This window comes from Mucilaginibacter pineti (assembly GCF_900101875.1).
GTDB classification, from domain to species: domain Bacteria; phylum Bacteroidota; class Bacteroidia; order Sphingobacteriales; family Sphingobacteriaceae; genus Mucilaginibacter; species Mucilaginibacter pineti.
The window spans coordinates 1-3,216 of record NZ_FNAI01000039.1 but is presented as its reverse complement, the minus strand read 5'-3'; the positions used below and the strand labels follow the sequence as shown (position 1 = coordinate 3,216).

The following is a 3,216-nucleotide window of genomic DNA, read 5'->3' as shown; positions in this document are numbered from 1 at the left end:
CCCTTTCAGATAAGTCGGCTGATGGTTGACGTTTAAACTCTTGTCAAAGAACTTGCTAAGGTTCCGTTTATAATATGCCCTTATGGGCGCACATGGAGATGCTCATGTTCGGTATCTTGGTGTGCTACCACTACATACTGGTGGTCTTTGAAATCAAATTTTTAGGCCAGCTTTTCTACTATGTCGATCTTATCCTGCAAACCTAATTTCCCGGCATCGCTGTGGGCAAAGCTTAAGGAAAAGTGAAATACCGGTTTGGATTGATCAGGGTTTAGCTTGGCTACTTCGATCATTTCCCGCACCAGTTCTAAACGAGTGCCGAAGCACTGGTTGTAAGCAATCACCTCGACCTGCTTCTTTTCCAGTTCCTGCATTTGCAGCTCTTTGCTTTCCTGCCGCCTGCCCTCAAAAAGGTAGTGCAGCACACCCCGGAAACTTTTGCCGGTGCCAACTTTCCCGATCATGATACATAGGCATTAATATTGTTTACCAAACCCCGTAGGCTACGCACATCCTGGTCAAGCATTGCCCTTTCCATCGCGTTTAAATCATCGCCACGATTGCGCTTTTTAGCGATCTGGTTGAGGCTGGCGGCAACGTGATTGAGCGTCCCGCGCATTTCCAAAACAGGCTTGGGCAAGGTCTTGACCTTAACCTCTATTCGTGTGTTCAATCCCAGGTTACGCAGGAAAACCGATGGGTTCATGCCTACGCGTTTCGCGTTGGCCTCGATGATCTTTTTCTCGATGAGCGTACACATGACGCTTACACTGCTGCGCCGCTTATGCGGCACTTTGGGTCTGCCGCCTTTATTCACCCGGCCCACTCGGGCCGGGTCTTTTGTACCTATTCTCTTTTTAACTGCACTTTCCATAAGCTTTGGTTCGTTAAAAAATCCTTAAAAAAATCCCCCCGAATGCGATAGCATGAGCGGGGGCCAGCAAGTTTCGGCATGGCCGAAACATAGCTCATACTTTAGCAGAGTAATCCAGGAGATAGATCAAATGAGTAACTAACACAAACGTGCAGCATGATTTACATGAATGTATAGCAAGATCTTACCATACCTATCAGAAGATTATAAAGGCAGAGACAAGAGTGCCAAACATTAACATGCAACGCCTTACAGGATGTATGCATAGCGAGATCAGACCTTGTTTTTGTAACGCAAGCAGGAGTACCGGACTGAGAGTACCTAACATAGCTTTGCAGCAAAGTAGATGCATGCTTAGCCAGATATTACCTCCCCGGTCACCTGTTTCGTTTATTTGTATTTGTTTACTAACAACAAGATATTGATATAGAGAGGAGACGGCAAAAGAGCATCCACATAGCTTGCAACATCATAAGTAATGATGTATGCCTGAGCAAGAACTTACCATTGCCGGGTTCTTATCCATGAGTCTCAATAGTATTTTAAGCCGGGGACAGCTCCCTGAGCCTGTGTAGAATATGAGTATAGACTGTGGGATATATCTCTCTGTTTCGATTTCTATAACAATTCATTATGAGCAAAAAAGTAACATTGAAGCAGTGCCTGGGTATAGACGTATCCATGAAAAAGATCGATTGCTGCCTGTCCTTCTATACAGAAGAACTAAAAATCAAAGTGGTGGCAACCAGCGGGTTTGAGAACAGTCCTGAGGGATTTATAAAGCTCCGGGAGTGGTTAAACAGGAAGCAGGATAATGCGCTTGCTTTGCATGTCAATATGGAAGCGACCGGCACCTACCACGAAGAAGCCGCCTATTTTCTTGCCGGTGTGGGTTACCGGCTGAGCGTTATTCAGCCCACAAAAGGCAAACAGTATGCTAAGAGCCTGGATGAGAAGAACAAAACAGACAAGATCGATGCCGGTATGCTGGCCCGCATGGGCCTGGAACGGGAACTACTGCTTTGGAGTCGGCCCAATGAGCAGCTGCGCTGCCTGAAAGAATGAGCAGGGAACGCATCGGTTTGATCAGGGACAGAAACGCCTTAACTAACCAGTTACATGCCCTGAACCATTCTTTTGATGCCTTTAGGGATAGCGTGGAGCGTCTGAAAGAACGGATCGCCTTAGCAACCAAACAGCTTGGCGAGATCGAAGTGCAAATGCGTGTACTGACAGAAAGCGACCCTGAACTTTTCAGGCGAACCAAACACGCCATTACCATTCCGGGGATCAACTTTGTCACCGCCATTACGGTTATTGCGGAAACTGATGGTTTTGCTAATGTCGGTAACCGGCGCCAACTGGTCAGCTATGTAGGTTTGGATGTGGTCATGAAAGAGTCGGGTACACTGACCTGGCGGCCCCATATATCCAAACGGGGAAATGCTTACATCAGGGCAGGGCTGTATATGGCTGCTGTCAGTTCTATTATTCACAACAAAACCTTAAAGACTTATTTTAACAGGCTTAAGGAGAATGGCAAACCGGGAAAAACAGGTATCGTTGCCCTGGAAAGAAAACTGCTCGTGCTGATCTATACCCTGTATAAAAACGGCCAGGATTATAACCCGGATCACCGGTAGCGTAAGATCTGGTACTGCTTTTTTTAAAAAGTATAGCCCGCACAAACGGGCTATAGTAGATGGTCTTTGCCCTAAAGTTAGGGCATAACCTCTGGTACTGTAAGATAAGCATTAGCGCGTGATCTGCTGACCCTGCGATCTTTTCTTTCTTTTTTTCTTTTGCTCGGCTTCGCTTTCCGGGACGATATTTGCACCTGCTGTATACATGGGTTCCAGCATTACCTCCAGGAAACCTGCTGCTGTCTTGCCTGCTGCGGCCAGCATACCGGCGGTGGTCGCAAATAAGCCTTCCGCAACGCCCTGGGCAAGTTCATTTGCTACTGATCTGCTCTGGTAATTCTGCGAAGCGCCTTCGGTCAGTACGCTCAGCTGTTCTCGCTGCGCCAGTTGGCCATTCTTCCGGACATTGGCGTAGGCCAGTGTATCTTTAAGCTGCCTGTCAAACGAAAACAAGCTGTCGAACAGGGTTTCCCCGCTCTGCTTGAATGCCACACGGTCAAACTGGCCCATTTTTTTAGAATGCTCTGCATTCTTGCCCCGGGAGGTGTTCATGGGGCTCAGCTTGATCTTGTTCGTTGCATCCTTACGGCTGACAATGACCTGCACATGCATCTGATTACCGTCTTTACGATCGCCGCGCTTTTTAAGTCCCTGCTTGACCTCCGGGTCTTTGTGGCTGTAGTAACGATGATTTTCCAG

4 protein-coding genes and 1 pseudogene are annotated in these 3,216 nt (G+C 47.5%); 2 read left to right on the top strand and 3 right to left on the bottom strand.

Translation table 11 applies throughout. The features are described from left to right. Positions 1-80 precede the first annotated feature (80 nt). Both BLS59_RS31000 and BLS59_RS30995 read right to left on the bottom strand, forming a co-directional pair. Positions 81-374: pseudogene (locus BLS59_RS31000) on the bottom strand (relaxase/mobilization nuclease domain-containing protein). A gap of 86 nt (positions 375-460) precedes the next feature. After that, complete coding sequence (locus BLS59_RS30995) at positions 461-874, bottom strand: plasmid mobilization protein (RefSeq protein WP_091157900.1); 414 nt, start codon at positions 872-874, stop codon at positions 461-463. A 633-nt stretch (positions 875-1,507) separates the two neighbouring features. Between BLS59_RS30995 and BLS59_RS30990 the strand changes: the two genes are divergently transcribed. Both BLS59_RS30990 and BLS59_RS30985 read left to right on the top strand, forming a co-directional pair. Next, positions 1,508-1,939: an IS110 family transposase gene (locus BLS59_RS30990; protein WP_091157898.1), complete on the top strand. Its 432-nt coding sequence runs from the start codon at positions 1,508-1,510 to the stop codon at positions 1,937-1,939. Then, positions 1,936-2,517 carry a transposase gene (locus BLS59_RS30985; RefSeq protein WP_091157895.1) on the top strand — a complete coding sequence of 194 codons (582 nt, stop codon included), beginning with the start codon at positions 1,936-1,938 and terminating at the stop codon, positions 2,515-2,517. The genes BLS59_RS30990 and BLS59_RS30985 overlap by 4 nt, the downstream gene beginning before the upstream one ends. Before the next feature lie 111 nt (positions 2,518-2,628). On the opposite strand, the gene BLS59_RS32430 is transcribed toward BLS59_RS30985, so the two are convergent. Next, positions 2,629-3,216, bottom strand: a 588-nt coding sequence (locus BLS59_RS32430) for a DUF5712 family protein (protein ID WP_240315416.1), incomplete at its 5' end; no start/stop codon positions are given.

Coding starts and splice junctions, on each gene's coding strand:
- BLS59_RS30985 (WP_091157895.1), top strand. CDS start 1,936: ATGAGCAGGGAACGCATCGGTTTGATCAGGGACAGAAACGCCTTAACT.
- BLS59_RS30995 (WP_091157900.1), bottom strand. CDS start 874: ATGGAAAGTGCAGTTAAAAAGAGAATAGGTACAAAAGACCCGGCCCGA.
- BLS59_RS30990 (WP_091157898.1), top strand. CDS start 1,508: ATGAGCAAAAAAGTAACATTGAAGCAGTGCCTGGGTATAGACGTATCC.